17 protein-coding genes are annotated in these 18,850 nt (G+C 61.1%); 10 read left to right on the forward strand and 7 right to left on the reverse strand.

All coding sequences use genetic code 11. The annotated features are described in order from the left end of the window. Window positions 1-222: 222 nt before the first annotated feature. Window positions 223-1,839 carry a calcium-binding protein gene (locus BLW80_RS30600; protein WP_210185318.1) on the reverse strand — a complete coding sequence of 539 codons (1,617 nt, stop codon included), beginning with the start codon at window positions 1,837-1,839 and terminating at the stop codon, window positions 223-225. Window positions 1,840-2,416: 577 nt separating this feature from the next. After that, window positions 2,417-3,088 (reverse strand): TetR/AcrR family transcriptional regulator, encoded by a 672-nt coding sequence (locus tag BLW80_RS11530; protein WP_244528110.1) that lies wholly within the window; start codon window positions 3,086-3,088, stop codon window positions 2,417-2,419. Between the two features lie 150 nt (window positions 3,089-3,238). Between BLW80_RS11530 and BLW80_RS11535 the strand changes: the two genes are divergently transcribed. The 9 genes from BLW80_RS11535 to BLW80_RS11575 are packed head-to-tail and all read left to right on the forward strand — an operon-like array spanning window position 3,239 to window position 12,073. Further along, complete coding sequence (locus BLW80_RS11535; RefSeq protein WP_093757989.1) at window positions 3,239-4,102, forward strand: FAD binding domain-containing protein; 864 nt, start codon at window positions 3,239-3,241, stop codon at window positions 4,100-4,102. Continuing rightward, the gene (locus BLW80_RS11540) at window positions 4,099-4,611 is read left to right on the forward strand and encodes a (2Fe-2S)-binding protein (RefSeq protein WP_093757990.1); all 513 of its coding nucleotides are present in this window, start codon (window positions 4,099-4,101) and stop codon (window positions 4,609-4,611) included. The genes BLW80_RS11535 and BLW80_RS11540 overlap by 4 nt, the downstream gene beginning before the upstream one ends. Beyond that, window positions 4,608-6,980 carry a xanthine dehydrogenase family protein molybdopterin-binding subunit gene (locus BLW80_RS11545; RefSeq protein WP_093757991.1) on the forward strand — a complete coding sequence of 791 codons (2,373 nt, stop codon included), beginning with the start codon at window positions 4,608-4,610 and terminating at the stop codon, window positions 6,978-6,980. Before BLW80_RS11540 ends, BLW80_RS11545 begins: the two co-directional genes overlap by 4 nt. A gap of 29 nt (window positions 6,981-7,009) precedes the next feature. Then, window positions 7,010-8,260, forward strand: coding sequence for an ABC transporter substrate-binding protein (locus BLW80_RS11550; protein ID WP_089266640.1), 1,251 nt, complete (start codon window positions 7,010-7,012; stop codon window positions 8,258-8,260). Window positions 8,261-8,278: 18 nt separating this feature from the next. Further along, complete coding sequence (locus tag BLW80_RS11555; protein WP_089266642.1) at window positions 8,279-9,145, forward strand: branched-chain amino acid ABC transporter permease; 867 nt, start codon at window positions 8,279-8,281, stop codon at window positions 9,143-9,145. A 50-nt stretch (window positions 9,146-9,195) separates the two neighbouring features. After that, window positions 9,196-10,149: a branched-chain amino acid ABC transporter permease gene (locus BLW80_RS11560; RefSeq protein ID WP_244528187.1), complete on the forward strand. Its 954-nt coding sequence runs from the start codon at window positions 9,196-9,198 to the stop codon at window positions 10,147-10,149. Next, window positions 10,146-10,901, forward strand: a complete 756-nt coding sequence (locus tag BLW80_RS11565) for an ABC transporter ATP-binding protein (protein ID WP_093757993.1) — start codon at window positions 10,146-10,148, stop codon at window positions 10,899-10,901. The genes BLW80_RS11560 and BLW80_RS11565 overlap by 4 nt, the downstream gene beginning before the upstream one ends. Further along, the gene (locus BLW80_RS11570; RefSeq protein ID WP_093757994.1) at window positions 10,894-11,598 is read left to right on the forward strand and encodes an ABC transporter ATP-binding protein; all 705 of its coding nucleotides are present in this window, start codon (window positions 10,894-10,896) and stop codon (window positions 11,596-11,598) included. The genes BLW80_RS11565 and BLW80_RS11570 overlap by 8 nt, the downstream gene beginning before the upstream one ends. Before the next feature lie 28 nt (window positions 11,599-11,626). Further along, entirely contained in the window at window positions 11,627-12,073 is a 447-nt protein-coding gene (locus BLW80_RS11575) for an SRPBCC family protein (protein ID WP_093757995.1), read from the forward strand. 12 nt (window positions 12,074-12,085) lie between these two features. On the opposite strand, the gene BLW80_RS11580 is transcribed toward BLW80_RS11575, so the two are convergent. Continuing rightward, a complete protein-coding gene (locus BLW80_RS11580) occupies window positions 12,086-12,973 on the reverse strand; it encodes a LysR family transcriptional regulator (RefSeq protein ID WP_093757996.1) in 888 nt (295 codons plus the stop codon). Between the two features lie 98 nt (window positions 12,974-13,071). Here BLW80_RS11580 and BLW80_RS11585 point away from each other — a divergent pair, with 98 nt between their 5' ends. Then, window positions 13,072-14,565 carry a CoA-acylating methylmalonate-semialdehyde dehydrogenase gene (locus BLW80_RS11585; RefSeq protein ID WP_093757997.1) on the forward strand — a complete coding sequence of 498 codons (1,494 nt, stop codon included), beginning with the start codon at window positions 13,072-13,074 and terminating at the stop codon, window positions 14,563-14,565. Window positions 14,566-14,628: 63 nt separating this feature from the next. Here BLW80_RS11585 and BLW80_RS11590 read toward each other — a convergent pair whose 3' ends face one another. The 4 genes from BLW80_RS11590 to BLW80_RS11605 form a co-directional block, all read right to left on the reverse strand. After that, window positions 14,629-15,933 (reverse strand): PQQ-dependent sugar dehydrogenase, encoded by a 1,305-nt coding sequence (locus BLW80_RS11590; RefSeq protein WP_093757998.1) that lies wholly within the window; start codon window positions 15,931-15,933, stop codon window positions 14,629-14,631. A gap of 136 nt (window positions 15,934-16,069) precedes the next feature. Next, window positions 16,070-16,435 carry a response regulator transcription factor gene (locus tag BLW80_RS11595; protein ID WP_093757999.1) on the reverse strand — a complete coding sequence of 122 codons (366 nt, stop codon included), beginning with the start codon at window positions 16,433-16,435 and terminating at the stop codon, window positions 16,070-16,072. Between the two features lie 99 nt (window positions 16,436-16,534). After that, the gene (locus BLW80_RS11600) at window positions 16,535-17,176 is read right to left on the reverse strand and encodes a response regulator transcription factor (RefSeq protein ID WP_093758000.1); all 642 of its coding nucleotides are present in this window, start codon (window positions 17,174-17,176) and stop codon (window positions 16,535-16,537) included. After that, window positions 17,169-18,674: a sensor histidine kinase gene (locus BLW80_RS11605; protein WP_170849638.1), complete on the reverse strand. Its 1,506-nt coding sequence runs from the start codon at window positions 18,672-18,674 to the stop codon at window positions 17,169-17,171. Before BLW80_RS11605 ends, BLW80_RS11600 begins: the two co-directional genes overlap by 8 nt. Between the last annotated feature and the right edge of the window lie 176 nt (window positions 18,675-18,850).

Below are 18,850 nucleotides of genomic sequence, written 5' to 3' on the forward strand. Positions count from 1 at the left end.
GGATCGGACGGCGCTAACGTTAGAGAAGCCATATGCGAAGAAGCGAGCGCGAATTGGCTCGTACGCAACACATCCCGCACTGCGCGAGACGGCATTCCTCTCGCGACCATACTGGCCGCGATGATCCCCAAATGGGGGGCCATGAAGGCCCCCCAAGTCGCTTTCATATGCGCGGATCACCGCGCATATGTCGTTCTTTGTCGCAGACTCAGTTCTGCGGGTTTACCAGTGCCACGAATGGTGATCCACGTGATGGTTGTTGTGGAGGCTGGCGAGATCCAGATGCGGCGCCAGAGTTGCGTCGGTGACGTCGCTCGAAGCCGTATCCGTTGCAGCCGTCGCTGCTGCGGTTGCAGCGGGCGAAGCGGATGCGTGCTGATGATGACCACCCCAGAAAGATTTGTTCCCATCCGTGAGATGAGAGAAGTCCAGCCTGTGATGGTGGTTGTGCCCGGAGTTGCCGACGTCGGTGGCCGGAGCCGTCGTCGTCGGCTCGGTGGTCGTAGGCGCAGTCGAGGTGTCGACAACGCTGCTGGAAGCGGTATCCGCTGCAGCGCTCACGGACGCGGTTGCCGCGGATCCGTGGTGATGGTGTCCACCTCCGGATGATGTGCTTCCATCGGTCAGCTGGGAGAAGTCCAGCTTGTGATGGTGGTTATGCCCGGAGTGGCCGGCGTTGGTGGTCGGCGCCGTCGTCGTTGGCTCGGTGGTTGTGGGCGCAGTCGAGGTGTCGACCGACGCTGTGTCGGTAACGCTGCTGGAAGCGGTATCCGTTGCAGTGCTCACGGACGCGTTTGCCGCGGATCCGTGGTGATGGTGTCCACCTCCGGAACCGGACGATGTGCTTCCATCTGTCGACTGGGAGGAGTCAGCCTTGTGATGGTGGTTGTGCCCGGAGCCGCTGGTATCGGTGGTCGGCGCCGTCGTCGTTGGCTGAGAGGCCGTGGGCGTCGTCGAAGAATCGCTCGAAGACGTCGTATCCGTCGAGGTGCCGCTATGCGACGTATCGACCGGCGTCGTCGGGTTGCTGCTCGACGTGTCAACCGGAGTCGTGCTTCCAGTCGACGTCGAATCCGTCGTCGTGCTCGTATTGTGCTGCAGGAATACGTTCTGGAGCGCTTGCGAGTTTTCCAGCGCCACGTCTCCGTTCTGTGATCCCCAGGCGTAGGCGTAGTCGAAAGCCGGATTGGGAACGACAGATGCCCAATGGTCGAGCATTTGCTGTTCCTGCGCGGCGGTCGGCATCACATAGTGACCACCCTGATCGGTGACCCAGTTACCGCCGCCGAATGTCTGAAATACCGGGACGATGCTGGCCTCCGGAATTCCAGCGGCTTTGGCGGCAGCGACAGCCTTGTCAATCATGCTGTAGTCGACTGTCGAGCTATCCGACCGCACCGGATACGGATCGATTCCGAAGAGGTCGATATGGGTGTTCTCCGGGGTGTACGTATTCGCGAAGCTGGGATTATCCGAAGATCCCATGTTCATCATGGTGATGAACGTCTTCGCACCCGGAACGTTGGCGTGAATCCAATCGGACTCAGCCTTCAGGTTTGCAGCGGTCACGAGGGTATTCCACTGCCCCGTGGGATCTGGCTCGTCCTTAAGGAAGAAACCGTAGACGTTGGGATTACCGATGTAAGGTTTCACAGCGTCGATGAAGCTCTGGGTGACGCCGTCACCCTGATCGAGCCAGACGAGGCCCTTCACGCCTGCCGGCAAAGCGTTCACTTGCTCCACCGACGAAACGTCGGCAAGATTGAAGCCTGCTTGAGCTGGGGTGAAGTTACCTTGTGCGTCGATGTTGTCGCCTGATGCGTAGTGTAATGTTGCCAATACCGTTCCCCTGTATTGTAGTACGTTGACGAGGCCCCCAAGAATCTTCGTAAAAGTAAATGCAGGTATGTAACTACAGTTCTGCGTTAGCTTTGATCGAAGCGCCCATGGATTAACGTTTGTTTACGTTTGAGGCGGGAGTTTGTCGCAGCACCGGACGAAACAGTGAGTTTATTGTGCTAAAACTTGGAGGCTGGTATCAGAGAAGTGTTAGCACGGTGCGTAACGATTCAATCTGTTCGCAGCGGTACTTTTCGATAGTCCCGATGCGGTGAAGGAACTACACAAGCGCGCATAAGTATCGCTGATGATACTCGGTGACGCGCGTTTCGCTTTCCTCTGCTGCAGTTGCACTCGTGACGACGACAGCAAGCTTCTCTCCGACCTCGGGTGCCCATTTCGGGCGTCGCACTTCGGAAAGCCGTAATGTCGGTGTGGCGCGATCTCACTCTTTCGACGCAAAATGCGTGCGCCGGTGCCGGGGCACATCAATGCCGCGGCAGAACCTGGCTCCGTAGCTGCACTTCATGCGCTCGAGCAGCTTGATCAATCTGCCGGCGTGGCTGTGCTACAAACGTCATGATACCGATTGTACAAGCTCAGGCATCAGCTGTTTTGAGCCATCGAGAAACACCCTCACTGCGTCGTTGACGATGTCGTCCAGTCGCTCCGGTGTGGGCGTGTCGTAGACGAAACGCCGGATGGCCATATAGAAGATGCGGCCGTGCAAGCCCCAGAACATTTCGACTTCGCGCTCCGACAGCGGGACCTGATCGCTTGAAGGCAGCTTCAATTCGTGACGAAGCTCGCGGCAGGCGGGCTCGATGATTTGTTCGCGGACAATCTGAAGATAGCGCTTGGTGATGTCGAACGATTTCATTCCGGAGAACACGAAGATTCTCACCCAGTTGTATTCGAAGACCTGCTCGACATATTCCAGATAGAAGCGCGACAGCCGTGCCTGCAGCGATAGCGTGCGATCCTGGATCAGGCCGGCCCAGGACGGTGACCAGCGGCTGAGATAGATCTCTTCATAGACGCGTTCGATCAGCGCCTCTTTGCTCGGGAAGTGGCGGTAGATCGCTGAATGGGTGATGCCCATGCGTTTCGCCAGTTCGCGCGTCTGCCCGCCGAAGCCGTGTTCGGCAAAAAATTTCACGGCTTCATCGACGATGAAACGCTCGCGCTCCGCCGCGCGCATGTTGCGACGCGGTGGCTTTTCGACTGATTTGATGGGCTTTTTTGCCATTTTTGCTTCGCGTTGCGGGAGTTCTGAATAGCTCAATTCGAAAAAGAGACCAAATGGTCATTTTAAGTTGACCCGGGGAAATCGACGTGTTCTAGATTTCCGACCAAATGGTCACAACTGGACGTCCGCGAGACGTTTAGGGAGAAGACGTTGAAGGCGAGGGCGTTCAACTATGTGAGGGCCTCCACCGTGGTGGAGGCTTTGAAAGCGTTCGAGGAAGCCGGCGACGATGCGAGTTACATCGCAGGTGGCCAGAGCCTCGTGCCGGCGCTTGCCTTGCGTTTGCAGGCGCCGCAATTGCTGATCGACATCGCGCATATCCCGACGCTTCGTGGTGTCGACCTGCAGGGTGACTGGTTGCGCATCGGCGCGCTCACCCGCCATCACGAAGTGCTGACCGATCCGTTGATCCGCCGGCACGCGCCGCTCTACAGCGAAGCCGCGCCGCATGTGGCGCATCCGGCTATACGAAACAAAGGCACCCTCGGCGGCAGTATCTCTCATGCCGATCCTGCGTCGGAATTCCCGGCGATGACGTTGGCGCTGGGCGCGGAGCTCGAAATTGCTAGCCGCGGCGGCGTACGCCGCGTGCCGGCCGACGATTTCTTCCTCGATCTGTTTCAGACAGCGATCGAACCGGGCGAGCTGCTTGTCGCGATTCATGTGCCGGTGGTCAGGCCCGGCCATCGCTGGGCCTTTCACGAGCTTGCGCGTCGGCGTGGCGACTTTGCGTTGGTCGGCTGCGGTGTTCTCGCCGAATTCGTCGATGACGTCGTCAAACAGGTGCGTATTGCGTTCTTCTCCGTCGGCAGCACGCCGCTGCGCGCCCGGCAGGTGGAAGAAGCTCTGATCGGCAAGAAGCTGGATCAGGCTGTAATCGCTGCTGCGCAGGCCGTTGTCGGCGACGATCTCGATCCGCCTGAAGACGAGCACACGCCGCCTGCCATGAAGCGCCATCTTGCGCGCGTTCTTCTCGGCCGACTGCTGGGCGAGATCGCGAGGCAGGGCGCATGAGCGATCTCGTCCATGTCACCATGACGGTGAACGGCACTGAGGTGTCGCACGGCATCGCGCCGCGCATCACGCTAGCGGATTTCCTGCGCCAGACGCTGGAACTGACCGGCACCCATACCGGCTGCGAGATGGGCGTCTGCGGCGCCTGTCTGGTTATTCTGGATGGCCGCGTCGTACATTCTTGTCTGACCTTCGCGGTGCAGGCGAGCGGGGCGGCCATCGAGACGGTAGAAGGTCTCAATGATCGGGCGGTGATTGCGGACATCCAGGAGGCGTTCCATCAGCGTAACGCCCTGCAATGTGGCTTCTGTACGCCCGGCATGCTGATGACAGCCCATGCCCTGCTGTCGCAGCCAGGTGTGCCGACGCGTGAGCAAATTCGCGACGCGCTGTCAGGCAATTACTGTCGCTGTACCGGTTATGAAGCGATCGTCGACGCCATCGAGAAGGTCGCGCGCGATCGTCATGCGGGCGCGAATGCTTCGGCTCCCGAGGAGGTTGGCGCATGAGCGTGCTGACTCCACTCGATCGTCCGAATTCCTATATCGGCCGCTCGGTGCCGCGCCCGAATGCCAAGCGATTGCTGGCCGGTCGCGGCCGATACGTCACAGATATCACGCTGCCGCGTATGCTTCATGTCGCCTATGTGCGCAGTCCTTATGCGCACGCCCGCATCGTCTCGATTGATGCGACGACGGCGCGCGAGATGCCTGGCGTGCGGCTGGTGGCCACCGGCGAGGACCTCGCCAGGCTCTGCACGCCATGGGTTGGTACCATGGATCACTTCAAGGGTATGAGGTCGCCGCCACAGCTGCCGCTGCCGATCGACAAGGTCGTATGGTCCGGGCAGGCGGTGGTCGCCGTCGTTGCCGATACGCGCGCGTTGGCGGAAGATGCTGCTGAGTCCGTATATATCGAATTCGACGAGCTGCCGGCCGTTGTCGATATCGATGCGGCACGCGCACCGGATGCGCCGGTGATTTCACCGGAACTCGGCAGCAATCTCTGTTTCCATGGCAAGATCGATACCGGTGGTGTCGAGGATGTCTTCGCCGGCGCCGCGCATGTGGTGGAGGAGGAGTTTCACTTCGGCCGCCACACGGCGGTCACCATGGAGCCGCGCGCGATCATCGCTGACTACGATGCCAGCGAAGGGCAACTGACGGTGCATCATGCGACGCAGACGCCGTATCAGTTCCAGGACATCTATGCCCTCCACTACGGCCTCCCTGAATCCCGCGTCCGCGTGATCGCACCGGATATCGGCGGTTCGTTCGGCATGAAGCTGCACATGTATCACGAGGACATGGCGGTGGTCGGGCTCAGCATGATGCTTGGCCGTCCCGTCAAATACGTTGCTGATCGTATCGAATCTTTCGTGTCCGACATCCACGCGCGAGATCACCGCGTCCGCGCGCGCATGGCGGCGGATATCGACGGCAATATCCTGGCGATGGATGTGGAGGACGTCACCGGCATCGGCGCGTTCTCTGCCTATCCGCGCACCAGTGTGGTCGAAGGTAATCAGGTCTATCGCCTGATGGGCGCGCCTTACACGTTCAGGAATTACCGGGCTGATCTCCAAGTGGTATTCCAGAACAAGGTGCAGATGAGCCAGTACCGCGCCGTTGGGCATCCGGTGGCCTGCACCGTCACCGAGCGTCTGGTGGACATGATCGCCGACAAGACGGCGCAGGATGTGTTCGACATCCGCAGCCGCAACTTGATCCCTGACGATGCCTATCCCTGCACGTCGCCGACCGGCTACCAGTTCGAGGCGCTGTCGCATCACGCCTGTCTCGCTAAGCTACGGGAGATGATGGACTACGACCGGCTGCGCGCCGAACAGGCCGAGCTGCGGACCAAAGGCATTCATCGCGGTATCGGTATCGCCACCTTCGTGGAAATCACCAATCCCGGCCCGGCCTTCTATGGCGTCGGCGGTGCGCGCATCTCGTCGCAGGATGGCGCCATGATCAAGGTCACGCCGTCGGGGGATGTTCATTGCTCGATTTCAGTGACCGAACTCGGGCAGGGTACCGAGACCATCATCGGGCAGATCGTCGCCGAACATCTCGGCGTCGATCGCGATCGCATCAAGGTGATGACAGGCGATACGGACACCACCCCGCATGGCGGCGCGACCTATGCCTGCCGTGGTGCCGGTATCGGCGGCGAAACGGCGTTGCAGGCGGCCAAAAAGCTGAAGGCGAATGTGCTGGCGGTGGCCGCGGCCATCCTGCAGGACGAGCCGGATAAGCTCGACATCCATAGTGGCTGGATCGTAGATGTCGCGACCGCCCAGCAGCGTATCGAACTCTCCGAGATCGCGCGCATCGCTTACTTCCGTTCCGATACACTGCCGCCCGACACCCAGGCACAGCTGTCCGTCGCGCATCACTATGCGCCGCAGGGCTATCCCTTCGCATTCACCAATGGCGTTCAGGCTTGTCATCTCGAACTCGATGTCGAGACAGGTCTGGTCAAGATCCTCAAGCTATGGGTGGTCGAGGATTGCGGCCGGGTCATTAACCCGCTGCTGGTCGACGAGCAGATCCGCGGCGGCGTCGTGCAAGGCCTTGGCGCGGCGTTCTTCGAGGAATGCGTCTACGGAGACAGTGGCCAGCTCACCAATGGTTCGCTCGCCGACTATCTCGTGCCGATGGCGGTGGAGATGCCGGACATCGAGATCGGACATGTCGAGACGCCGACGCTGGATACCCAGCTCGGTGCCAAGGGGGTCGGCGAAGCCGGTACGGCTGCGGCATCGGCAGCAGCGCTTAATGCGATGAATGATGCGATGAAGCCATTCGGAGGCACGGTCGCGCAGGTACCAATGACACCGGCGCGAATACTCAAGGCGCTTGGACACATCTGACCCATAAAAGAAATCAAACGGAGGACATCATGACGAAGGACATTCGAGACACCAAACGCAATCATATTTCGCGCCGCCACGTGCTGGCCGCGCTCGGCACCGGCGCGAGCGTCGTCGCCATGCCGTGGATCGCACGCGCTGCCGATGACACGATCCGCATCGGCTTTCCGACACCACTGACCGGGCCGTTCGCGGCGGAAGCCAAGGATCAGGTCAAGAGCGCAGAGCTTGCCGTCAAGCAATTCAACGACAAGGGCGGCGTCAACGGTCGCAAGATTGAGCTGCTGGTGCGTGATGACAAGCTCAATGGCGGCGAGGCGGCGACCCGCACGCTCGAGCTCATCGAAAAAGATAAGGTGCATGCGATCGTCGGATCGCTGTCTAGCGCGGTGCAGCTCGCGGTCAATGAAGTGACGCGTGCCCGCGGCGTGCTCTATGTCTCCATCAGCCAGTCCGACACCATCAATGAGGTGAAGGACTTCAGCAAATACACCTTCCACGAAGCGCTCAATCCGACAATGACCGCAGGCGCCGTGGCGCGCCACGCCTTCAAGAAGGGCACCAAGGTCGCGCATCTTGTGGCCGACTATGCCTATGGCCATGAAATGCTGCGTGGCTTCAAGCGTGCGCAGGCCGTAATCGGCGCCGAGACCGTTGGCGAGATCATGCACCCGTTCGGTGCTGCGGATTACTCGACTTTCATGCCGCGTCTGCGTTCGATGCGCCCGGACATCCTGTGCATCAGCAATTTCGGCCGCGACCAGGCCAATTCCATTAAGCAGGCGGTGGATTTCGGCCTCAAGCAGCAGGCCAAGATCGTCGTGCCTGTGTTGCTGCATAACCAGCGGCTGGCGGTGAGCCCGGAAGTGTTCGAAGGGGTCGTTGGCGGCTCTAACTACTATTGGGGCCTTGAGAGCCAGTTGCCGAGCGCCAAGGCGTTCAACGACGCCTATCGCGCGGCCAATGGCGGCGCGATCCCGACCGACTACGGCGCCTATGGCTATACCGGCGTCTCGTCGCTGCTGCAGGCGATGCAGGTGGCGGGCGGTACCGACACCGACAAGGTGATCGCGGCGCTGGAAGGCCTGAAATACGATGTCGCCAAGGGCCCGCAATATTATCGCAAATGCGATCACCAGTCGGTCCAGTCGGTTCTCGTGCTCGAGTCCAAGAAGAAGGCCGATATGAAGGGCGACAGCGATCTGTTCAGTATCGTGGCCAATGAGCCGGCTTCGGAAAACGTACTGCGCAGCTGCACTGAACTCGGCTTCCCGGCCTAACGAAAGCATTCGCCGTCCATGGATACAGAACTCATTCTGATGCAACTCTTCTCCGGAGTTGCCCTCGGTGCGATCCTCGTGATCACCGCGCTCGGCCTGTCGATCATTTTCGGCATGCTGGGTGTGGTGAACTTCGCGCATGGCGCGCTGTTCATGGTCGGCGCCTATGCCGGGCTTTGGGTCGCCTCATTGACCGGCAGTTTCTGGTGGGGGCTGCTCGTTGCCCCCATCATGATCGGCGTGTTCGGGATGGCGATCGAATATGTCCTGATACGCCCGCTTTACGGCCGTTCGATCGACGATCCGCTGCTGCTGACTTTCGGTCTCAGTTACGTGCTGGTCGAAGGTGTTCGCATTGTATTTGGCAGTGACGGCATTCCGTTTCCCACGCCGTCGTCACTGACCGGCGTGGTCGATCTCGGCGTCGGTTTCTTTCCGATCTATCGCATCTTCGTTGTCGGCGTCGTCTTCCTGGTCGTGGTGCTGCTGTGGATGGGGTTGGAGAAGACCAAATTCGGCCTGATCGTGCGCGCCGGCGCGCGCGATCCGACCATGATGAAGGTGCTCGGCGTCGATATCAGCAAGGTCTGGTTGCTGGTGTTCGGGCTCGGTGTTGGCCTCGCCTCGCTCGGCGGCGTGCTGTCCGGGCCGATGCGGTCAGTTAATCCGGAAATGGGCGCCTTGGTGCTGGCCGAAGCCTTCGTCGTGACTGTCATCGGCGGCCTCGGCTCGCTGGTCGGTTCGATCATCGCGGGTCTTCTGGTCGGCGTCGTGATCAGCATGACCGCGCTGTTCGCACCGGAAATGGCGACCATCGTGATGTTCGCGCTGATGGCCATTGTTCTTCTGATCCGGCCGCAAGGCCTGTTCGGCAAACTCGCGTAACGGAGCGGACCATGACATCCCCGGCGCTCGCCGTTTCCCCTTCTGCAAGCATGCGTAAGCCCGCACGCTTCAAATTGCTCGTGATCAAATATCGCGTCCCGCTCTCGATCCTCGCGCTCTGCCTGTTGCCCTGGCTGCTGCCGTCCAAGGCGCTGGCGGTGAACGTCCTGATCTACGGCACGGTCGCCGTCGGCTATAATCTGCTATTCGGCTATACTGGTTTGCTGTCGTTCGGCCATGCGGCCTTTGTCGGTACCGGGGCTTACGTCACCGGCATCGCCATCGGCCAGTTCGGTGTGCCCTGGTATCTCGCAGTGCTGATGGGCGTTATTGGCGGTGCGCTGCTGGCCTTCGTCATGGGCGCGCTATCGACGCGAACGCGCGGCATCTATTTCTCGATGGTCACGCTCGCTCTCGCGCAGCTGGTCTATTATGTGGCGCTCCAGACGCCGTCCTGGACAGGTGGCGAGAACGGACTGCGCGGCTTCACTGTCAACAAGATCAATCTGTTCGGCTTCGACATTAACTTCCTCGATCCGGTCAACAAATACTATGTGCTGATGGCGTTCGCCGCCGCGGCGCTGTGGCTGGTCTCGCGTATTCTCAATTCACCTTTCGGCGCCGCCATTGAAGCGATCCGCGAAAACGAGCGTCGTGCACGGACCTGCGGCTACAATGTCGAGCGCACCAAGCTGTTGTCGTTCACACTGTCAGGCACGATTTGCGCCCTCGGTGGCACCATGTCGGCACTGCATCTGGCCTTCGTGCCACTGGATTCGTTGCACTACCTGTCCTCCGGCATGATCGTGATGATGACTCTGCTGGGCGGCGCCAGCAGCTTCTTCGGCCCCTTCATCGGTGCATTGGTGTTCCTGGTGATGGAGGACATGTTCTCGCTGTGGACCTCGCACTGGCAGATCATCGTCGGATCCATCTTCGTGCTGTTCGTGCTGTTTCTGCCCAAGGGCATCTGGGGCACATTTCTCACAAAGGTCATGCGATGAACGCGCCGCTTCTCGCCGTCAACGATATCGGAGTGAGGTTCGGCGGCTTCGTCGCGCTGCAAGGCGTGACGACGGAGTTCCGGCCGGGCCGCGTCACCTCCATCATCGGCCCCAACGGTGCCGGCAAGAGCACGTTCTTCAACGTGCTGTCCGGCGTACTGACGCCGTCCAGCGGCTCGATCCGCTTCAAGGGCGACGATCTCAAAGGCACGAAGCAGCACGAATTCGTGCATCGCGGCATCGCGCGCTCCTATCAGATCACCAACATCTTTCCCGATCTGAGCGTCCACGAGAACGTGCGTGTCGCTGCGCAGGCCAGTCGCTCGCGCTACAATATCTGGACCAACCGGAACAAGTTCACGGAGCTGGATGCCAAAGCCGATGCGGCGCTGGAGGCTGTCGATCTGGTCACCAAGCGCGACGAGACCGCGAAGTTTCTAGCCCATGGCCAGCAGCGTGCGTTGGAGATTGCCATCGCGCTGATCTCCAATCCGGAAGTGCTGTTGCTGGACGAGCCGACCGCGGGCATGGGTCCGGAAGAGACCAAGGAAATGGTGGCACTGCTCGAGAAGCTGGCGGCGGAGCGGACCATCCTCCTGGTTGAACACAAGATGAAGATGATCCTCGGCCTCAGCGACCGGATTCTGGTGCTGCACCATGGCCGGCTGATCGCTGATGGCACGCCGCACGACATTCAGACGGACCCCGAGGTTCGTCGCGTCTATCTGGGACAGAACGATGGCTATGCTTGAAACCAAAGACCTGAACGCCTGGTACGGCGCCAGCCATACGCTGCATGGGGTCTCGATCTCGGTGGCGCAGGGCGAAGTCGTCGCGCTGGTCGGCCGTAACGGCGCCGGCAAGACCACCACGATCCGTTCGGTCATGGGGTTGATGTCGAAAACCACGGGCGGCATGACATTCGACGGTAACGACCTGACGTCGATGCCCGCCCATGATCGTTTCAGGCTCGGCCTTGCTTATGTGCCCGAAGAGCGCCGGATCATTCCGGGACTCACGGTGCGCGAAAATCTCCAGCTTGGTCTCGTTGCCAGCCGCGGGAAGATCGACGAGCGCGAAGCCATCGAGGAAATCGCAGAGAGCTTCCCGCGCCTCAAGGAGCGCCTCGATCAGGAAGGCGTCACCATGTCCGGCGGCGAGCAGCAGATGCTGGCCATCGCGCGCGCGACCATCGCCAAGCCCAAGATGATCCTGCTCGACGAGCCGTCGGAGGGCATCATGCCGGTGCTGGTCGAGGAGATGGGCGTGCTGTTCCGCAAGCTGCGCGATCAGGGCGTCACGCTGTTACTGGTCGAGCAAAATGTCGAATGGGCGCTGCGCCTTGCTGATCGCGCAATCATCATGGACCAGGGCGAGGTCGTTTACGAGAGCAGCTCAGCGGCATTGCTTGCCGACAAGGAAATCCAGGAACGTTATTGCGCGGTCTGACGCGCATGCTTGCAGACAGGTCACTCCCATGCAGATGAAAGACAGCCAAACCGTTCCGGCCTCGCGCGACAAGGTTTGGGCCGCACTCAACGATCCCGCTGTGCTGAAGCAGTGCATTCCCGGTTGCCAGGTGCTGGACATGACCTCGCCGACCGAGATGACGGCGACAGTCGTGATCAAGGTCGGACCAGTGAAAGCGACCTTCGGGGGCAAGGTGACGCTGAGTGATCTCGACCCGCCGAACGGCTACAGGATCACCGGTGAGGGCTCCGGCGGCGTTGCGGGCTTCGCCAAAGGCGGCGCGGCGATCAGGCTTGAGGCCGCGGGCGACGACGAAACGATCCTGCACTATGAGGTCGATTCCCAGATCGGCGGCAAGCTGGCGCAGCTCGGTGGGCGTCTGATCGACTCCACCGCCAAGAAGCTGGCCGGCGAGTTCTTCACCAAATTCGGCGCAGTCGTTTCCGCAAGCTGAGTGTAACGCCGGCTATTGCACGACGAACTGGCTGCGCGCCTCACGCACCCTTGCCACGATGTAGCGGCGGATCTCGCGTACCCGGCTGGTGTCATGCGTATCGGGATGTGACACGAGCCAGTAGCTTCGGGTGAAGCGGCTGGCCGGCAGGATGCGCTTCAGCTCGGGATAAAGCTGCGCGGCATAATCATGCAGGATACCGACTCCGTGGCCCGCACGAACTGCTTCAAGCTGGCCGACCACGCTACCGCATTCGAAGCGGCGGGTGATCAGTTCGCTGAAGGTCGACGCATAGTCCAGCGCGCGGCTGTAGATGATGTCGTAGATGTAAGTAATGAGCAGATGATTGGCGAGATCGCCGGGCTCGCGGATCGGCGTCGACCGGGCCAGATAGTCCTCCGACGCGTAGACGCTCAGCGTGTAGTCGGTGAGCTTGGTGCAGATCAATTTCCCTTCGTCGGGCCGCTCCAGCGTCACCACGATATCGGCCTCGCGCTTGGCAAGCGAAAAGGTGCGCGGCAGGGCCACGAGCTGGACGATGAGATCCGGATTGGCTGCGGCAAAGCCGCCAAGCTTGTCAGCCAGAAAATAATTGCCGAGCCCGTCCGGTGCGCCAATCCGCACTGTGCCTGCCACCTTGTCGGCGGCCGATGTCAGCTGCGATCCCACCTTGAGCAGTTCGGACTCAGCGCGCTCGGCGGCGGCGAGCAGCGCAACTCCCGATGGCGTCAGCGACGAGCCCGTCGTCTGCCGGTTCAGCAGCTTTGTCTTCAGGTCTTTTTCGAGGGCGGTGAGCTGGCGCGCGACTGTTGCGTGGTTGAGCTTCAGCCGCTTGGCAGCACCGAGAATCTGGCCAGTACGGGCGACTTCCAGAAAAATCCGAACTTTGTCCCAATCCATCGTTGGACTCTATTTGCTGCACATCGAAGCCGCAATACTTCGCGTTGTCCGGGCCGGGGAAGCGGCGCAAGACCGCCGGAGCATCAAAGGAGAGTTCGATGGCTTCGGAAATCAAGCACTATATCGGCGGACAGCTCGTTGCGGGCCGTAGCGGCCGGACATCGCCGGTTTTCAACCCGGCCACCGGCGAGCAAACTGCTCAGGTGGGCCTCGCCAGCACGTCCGAAGTGGGTGCCGCGGTTGCTGCCGCACTCGCGGCAGCAGAGAGCTGGGCCGATACGCCATCGCTGCGTCGTGCCCGTATTCTCAATAAATTCCTGCGCATCTGCGAAGACCGCATCGACGATCTCGCGGCGGTGATCACCTCGGAGCACGGCAAGACCCTGTCGGACGCCAAGGGCGAAATCCAGCGCGGCCTCGAAGTGGTCGAATTCGCTGTGGGTGCTCCGCAGCTCTTGAAGGGCGAAGTCAGCGAGAATGTCGGCACGCGTGTCGACAGCTACGGCGTCCGTCAGGCGCTGGGTGTGGTCGCGGGCATCACGCCGTTCAACTTTCCGGTCATGGTGCCGATGTGGATGTTCCCGGTGGCACTGGCCTGCGGCAACACCTTCGTACTCAAGCCCTCCGAGCGTGACCCGTCGGCATCGCTTCTGATTGCCGAATGGCTGGCCGAAGCAGGTCTGCCGGCCGGCGTGTTCAACGTCGTGCATGGCGACAAGGAAGCCGTCGATGCGCTGCTGCATCATCCCGATGTTGCAGCGATCAGCTTCGTCGGATCGACACCGATTGCCCGCTACATCTATTCGACCGCGACCAGCACCGGCAAGCGTTGCCAGGCACTCGGTGGCGCCAAGAACCACATGGTCGTGATGCCCGACGCCGACATCGACCAGGCGGTCGATGCGCTGATGGGAGCGGCCTATGGCTCGGCCGGTGAACGCTGCATGGCGATTTCGGTCGCAGTGCCGGTCGGCGAGAAGACGGCGGATGCCTTGATCTCGAAGCTTGAGCCGAAGATTCGTGCGCTCAAGGTCGGATCTGGCTTCAACGCCGAATCTGAAATGGGCCCGCTGGTGACTCAGCAGCATCTCGACAAGGTTCGCGGCTATGTCGATTCAGGTGTGGAGCAGGGTGCCAAGTTGGTCGTCGATGGACGTGATTTCCGGTCCAACGAAGGCGGCTACTTCATCGGCGGTTCGCTGTTCGATCACGTGACGCCGGACATGAAGATCTACAAGGAAGAGATCTTCGGGCCGGTGCTCGCCGTGGTGCGGACACCGGACTATGCGACGGCGGCGCGCATGATCAACGACAACGAATACGGCAACGGCACCGCGATCTTCACGCAAAACGGCGACGTCGCGCGTGAATTCGCTCATCGCATCCGCGTCGGCATGGTCGGCATCAATGTGCCGATCCCGGTGCCCGTGGCATTCCATTCCTTCGGTGGATGGAAGGCCTCTCTGTTCGGCGATCATTCGATGCACGGACCGGAAGGCGTTCGCTTCTATACCCGGCTCAAGACCGTCACCAGCCGCTGGCCGACGAGCATCGCGCAGGGGCCGGAATTCGTGATGCCAACGATGAAGTAGATCGGAGCGTGGGGCGCGCGACTAACGCGCGCCTCACAAGCCCGCCGGATTATTCCGCGGGTCTTAGGCCGCGCCCGTCACACGCCAGATGACGTCGCCCACATCGTCGGCCACCAGCAACGCGCCGTCCGGGGTGAGCGTGACGCCGACAGGGCGTCCATAAGACACCTTCTCGTCGGGCGCGAGGAAGCCAGACAGGATATCCCGTGGCGGTCCGGACGGCTTGCCGTTCACGAACGGGATGAAGACGACCTTGTAGCCGCTGAGCGTGCTGCGATTCCATGAACCGTGCTGGCCGATGACCATGCCGTCCGGAAATCCCGGTAGCGTGCCGGCCGGCAGCCAGCACAGGCCGAGCGAGGCGGTGTGGCCGCCCAGCGCGTAATCGGGCGTGATCGCAGTGGCGACCAGCGCCGGATCCTGCGGCACGCGGTCGTCCACCGTCTTGCCCCAGTAGCAATAGGGCCAGCCATAGAAGCCGCCGTCGCGCACCGAGGTCAGATAATCCGGCGGCGTCTCGTCGCCGAGGCCGTCGCGCTCATTGACCACGGTCCATAGCGCGCCGGTCGTCGGCTCCCATGCGAGGCCGACGGGGTTGCGCAAGCCGGCGCCGAAGATGCGGCTCTTGCCACTGGCGATATCTAGTTCATAGACAGCCGCGCGGCCTTCTTCGACCGCAATGCCACTCTCGGCGATATTGCTCAGCGAGCCGACGCCGATATAGAGCTTGCTGCCATCCGGGCTCGGCAGGATGCTCCGCGTCCAGTGGCCGCCCGACTTGAAATTGGTGAGTTTCTTGCCCGGCGCGGTGATGCTGTCTGCGCCCGCCACATAAGGGAAGGCCACCACGCCATCGACATTGCCGACATAGAATGTGTTGTTCAGCAGCGCCATGCCGAACGGCTGGTTCAGCCCCTCCATGAAGGTCTGGCTGGTCTCGGCGACGCCGTCGCCGTCCCGGTCGCGCAGCAGCGTGATGCGGTTGGCGCTGATGCCGAGCGCGGCGGCCCGCCGCATCGTCGCCTGCATCGCATAGCCGAACATGTTACGCACCGGGCCTGCGACCTGCGTCGCCTCCGCGATGAGGACGTCACCGTTGGGCAAAACATTGATCCAGCGCGGATGTTTTAGGCCGGAGGCAAAGGCATTGACCTTGAGCCCGGGCGCGACCTCGGGCTTCTGTCCCGCGGCCCATCCCTGGGCAGTCGGCATCTTCAATGTGGGGATGGCGCCTTGCGGCTTCGCCTCTGGCACCACCGGCGCGCTGCCCCAGGCGGGCGCGTGTGTATTGCCCTGCAGGCGGCGCCACTGCAGCGCCGCGCCACCGATCACCGCGACAACGCGCGCAAATATTCCGGACCAGCTCATGTCATTCCCCCATGTAAGTGCGCGCACACTATCCGACACGCGCGCGCGTTAAAACCGCCGCGTGACGGCATATAGGGCATGTGAGCCCATCGCTATTGGGGGATCGGTGCCATCGATCTTGGGAAGATCAGTGCTGCTATGGTGTCGCGATAGCCCGGTTGATGCAGTCCGCAAGTTCGTCAACTTCAAACGGCTTGTTGAGGACGCAGGGCGTGCTGCCCAGCCGCGCGCGCACTTTCTCTTCGGAATTGGCCGTGATGAAAATGACCGGCGTCTGGTTCTTGTCCGAGCGCATGCGCTCATAGAGGTCGATGCCGGTGAGGCCCGGCATTTCGACGTCGGTCACCACGCATGACGTCTCGCGGGCCACGGGCGAGGCCAGAAACGCTTCGGCGGATTCGAAGCTGAGGACGACAAAGCCCAGCGATCGCAGCAGGCTTTCAAGCGCGCGGCGAACCGACGAGGAATCGTCGATGATGGCAATGGCATGTTCAGAGTTCAACGCAATCTCCACACGGCGGCTTTGACAGCGACCCCAGTGTTGAGCCGTTTCGCCCAGAATATTGTCAAATATCGCCGTGCAGCGAAATCATACTGAGGTTTATCGGGAGGTACCCGGGGCTGGTTTCATGCCGATGGCCTCGGCCATGCGCACCAGAGAGGCGAAGGATTTTGCATCCATCTTCTTCATCATCTTGCCGCGGTGGATCTTAACCGTAATTTCGCTGAGGTTCAGCTTTGCGGCGATCTGCTTGTTCAGCAATCCTGCGGTGGCCAGCTCCATGACCTCGCGCTCGCGTGCGCTCAATGTGCCGAAGCGCGCCTTGATATCGGCCAGTCCATCGCGCTCTTGCCGCGCCTTGCGGTCGCGCTCCACGGCGCCCGCGACGGCATCGAGCATTTCCTGATCGCGAAACGGCTTGGCGAGAAAGTCGACGGCGCCGGCCTTCATGGCGCGCACCGTCATCGGCACATCGGCATGGCCGGTCATGAAGACGATAGGCGTATTGCCGCCGAGATCGGCCAGGCGCTTCTGGAAATCGAGGCCGCTGACGATAGGCAGCCGAATATCGAGGACAAGGCAGCTGGCCCTGGTGAGAATGTCGCTCTCGAGAAGCTCGACTGCCGAGGAGGCGAAGCTGACTTCATATCCGACCGAGCGCAGCAGACTGCCAACCGCAGTGCGGATGGCGGCTTCGTCGTCCACGACGACGACCAAAGGTACTTCTGCGTCGTTAGGCAAGGCTGCCGGGTCCTTCTGCGGTGGCTGTCGGTATCATGAAATGAAAGGTGGTTCCACCACTCTCGTTTCGTTCCGCCCAGATGCGCCCGTGATGCGACTCAATGATGGATCGGGAGATCGAGAGGCCGATGCCCATCCCCTCGGCCTTTGTCGTGAAGAACGGCGCGAACAGGCGTTGCATATGGTCGTCCGGGATACCTGATCCTGAATCGCGCACCGAGACGAGAATTCCTCGTGCCGCGTCGAATGCCGACCACACCCTCAGCTCTTTCGTCTCGGTCGCCTTCATGGCGTGGACGGCGTTGTTGACGAGATTCATCAGCACCTGCTGAAGCTGTACCTCGTCGCCGGCGATGGTTGGCAGATCGGGTGTCAGGTCGAGGACTGCTGAAATCTGGTGCTGTGCCAGATCGCGCTGAACCATCGCCAGTACCTGCGTGACGATGGCGTTGATATCGACCGGACCGCGCGCCAACTCGCCCTTCACGGCGAGCGACCTCAGCCGGTGAATGATGTCGCCGGCCCTGCGCCCCTCCTGCACGACTTCCTTAAGACAGGCCGTGGTCTCGCCGAGATCGGGCCGCTCCCGCGACAGCCAGCGCAAGGCGGCCTCCGCATTGGTCACCACGGCGGCAAGTGGCTGATTGACCTCGTGGCCGATCGATGCCGTCAAGGCACCCAAGGTCGCGATGCGCGACACGCGGGTGAGTTCTGCAATGCTCTGCTGGAGTGCTTGCTCGGCTGCGATCTTGGCGGTGACATCAAGCGAATTGATCAGGACCGAACGAGATCGATCGGTGGGAAAGGTTGCCGTGACGATGGTGGTACGCAACTCGCCATTGACGGCACGGATCGCCGCTTCAATCGTGAAAGAGCTTTCTCCCGCAAGGAATGCGAGCAGGATTTCGCGAAAGGCGACCAAAGTCTCCGGCTCAAGTGCCGCATCCCAGGACTGCTGAACGTTCTTTTGGTCGAGATCGCCGATCAATTGCTTTGCGGCGTCATTCGCGTCGAGGGTCCGCACCAGAAACAGGCAATGCTTGAGGAAGCCCTCATTGGCGATGAAGTAATCGCGCAACCGGGGAATGCCTTGTTGCAGGATTGGCGCGCAGACATTGGCCGCTTCCGTGAAGTCCTGCTCCCAGATGGCAACACTCGTGCCCTGAAAGATGTTGCGATAGCGCTCTTCGCTCTGCCGAAGCCTTGCGTCCGACATCCTGATCTGAACGCAGAGCACGGCGGCGATGGCAATGGCGAGCGCGCTGACGGCGCCGCGCAGCATTGCTCCCTCATTGGGGTCGTTCGCGTGGCCGATCAGATAACCGAGGATTGTCAGGCCGATGCAACCCAGGGCGATCAAGATGATGCCCGTGACATTGGTGAAACGGAGCGCCATCAGCAGCACGACGATATAAAGCGCGGCGACGGCGATCTCGAATGTGCTGAAGGCGTCGAACGCGAAAATACCTGCAGCAAGGATAGCTGTCGCAATGGCCATGGGCAGCTGTGAGGGGCGGTGCACCCGATCAGAATTGGTCATTTGAGCCGCAAAATAGGAAGCAGGGCGTGCGTCCTGCAGGGAATGGTGAAGTCGTCTGAAGTCGGTGGCGTCTCGCCCAGGATAAACCTTGGTATAGGGCGGGATTACCTTCGTTTCTTGAATCTCTATCCTCG

This window comes from Tardiphaga sp. OK245, from assembly GCF_900108575.1.
Taxonomy (GTDB): Bacteria; Pseudomonadota; Alphaproteobacteria; order Rhizobiales; family Xanthobacteraceae; genus Tardiphaga; species Tardiphaga robiniae.

Excerpts from the sequence above, each read along its gene's own strand:
- BLW80_RS11580 (WP_093757996.1), bottom strand. The coding sequence starts at position 12,973 with ATGGATTGGGACAAAGTTCGGATTTTTCTGGAAGTCGCCCGTACTGGC.
- BLW80_RS11605 (WP_170849638.1), bottom strand. The coding sequence starts at position 18,674 with ATGGCCATTGCGACAGCTATCCTTGCTGCAGGTATTTTCGCGTTCGAC.
- BLW80_RS11540 (WP_093757990.1), top strand. The coding sequence starts at position 4,099 with ATGAGCGATCTCGTCCATGTCACCATGACGGTGAACGGCACTGAGGTG.
- BLW80_RS11565 (WP_093757993.1), top strand. The coding sequence starts at position 10,146 with ATGAACGCGCCGCTTCTCGCCGTCAACGATATCGGAGTGAGGTTCGGC.
- BLW80_RS11530 (WP_244528110.1), bottom strand. The coding sequence starts at position 3,088 with ATGGCAAAAAAGCCCATCAAATCAGTCGAAAAGCCACCGCGTCGCAAC.
- BLW80_RS11550 (WP_089266640.1), top strand. The coding sequence starts at position 7,010 with ATGACGAAGGACATTCGAGACACCAAACGCAATCATATTTCGCGCCGC.
- BLW80_RS11575 (WP_093757995.1), top strand. The coding sequence starts at position 11,627 with ATGCAGATGAAAGACAGCCAAACCGTTCCGGCCTCGCGCGACAAGGTT.
- BLW80_RS11555 (WP_089266642.1), top strand. The coding sequence starts at position 8,279 with ATGGATACAGAACTCATTCTGATGCAACTCTTCTCCGGAGTTGCCCTC.
- BLW80_RS11590 (WP_093757998.1), bottom strand. The coding sequence starts at position 15,933 with ATGAGCTGGTCCGGAATATTTGCGCGCGTTGTCGCGGTGATCGGTGGC.
- BLW80_RS11585 (WP_093757997.1), top strand. The coding sequence starts at position 13,072 with ATGGCTTCGGAAATCAAGCACTATATCGGCGGACAGCTCGTTGCGGGC.
- BLW80_RS11545 (WP_093757991.1), top strand. The coding sequence starts at position 4,608 with ATGAGCGTGCTGACTCCACTCGATCGTCCGAATTCCTATATCGGCCGC.
- BLW80_RS11570 (WP_093757994.1), top strand. The coding sequence starts at position 10,894 with ATGCTTGAAACCAAAGACCTGAACGCCTGGTACGGCGCCAGCCATACG.
- BLW80_RS11560 (WP_244528187.1), top strand. The coding sequence starts at position 9,196 with ATGCGTAAGCCCGCACGCTTCAAATTGCTCGTGATCAAATATCGCGTC.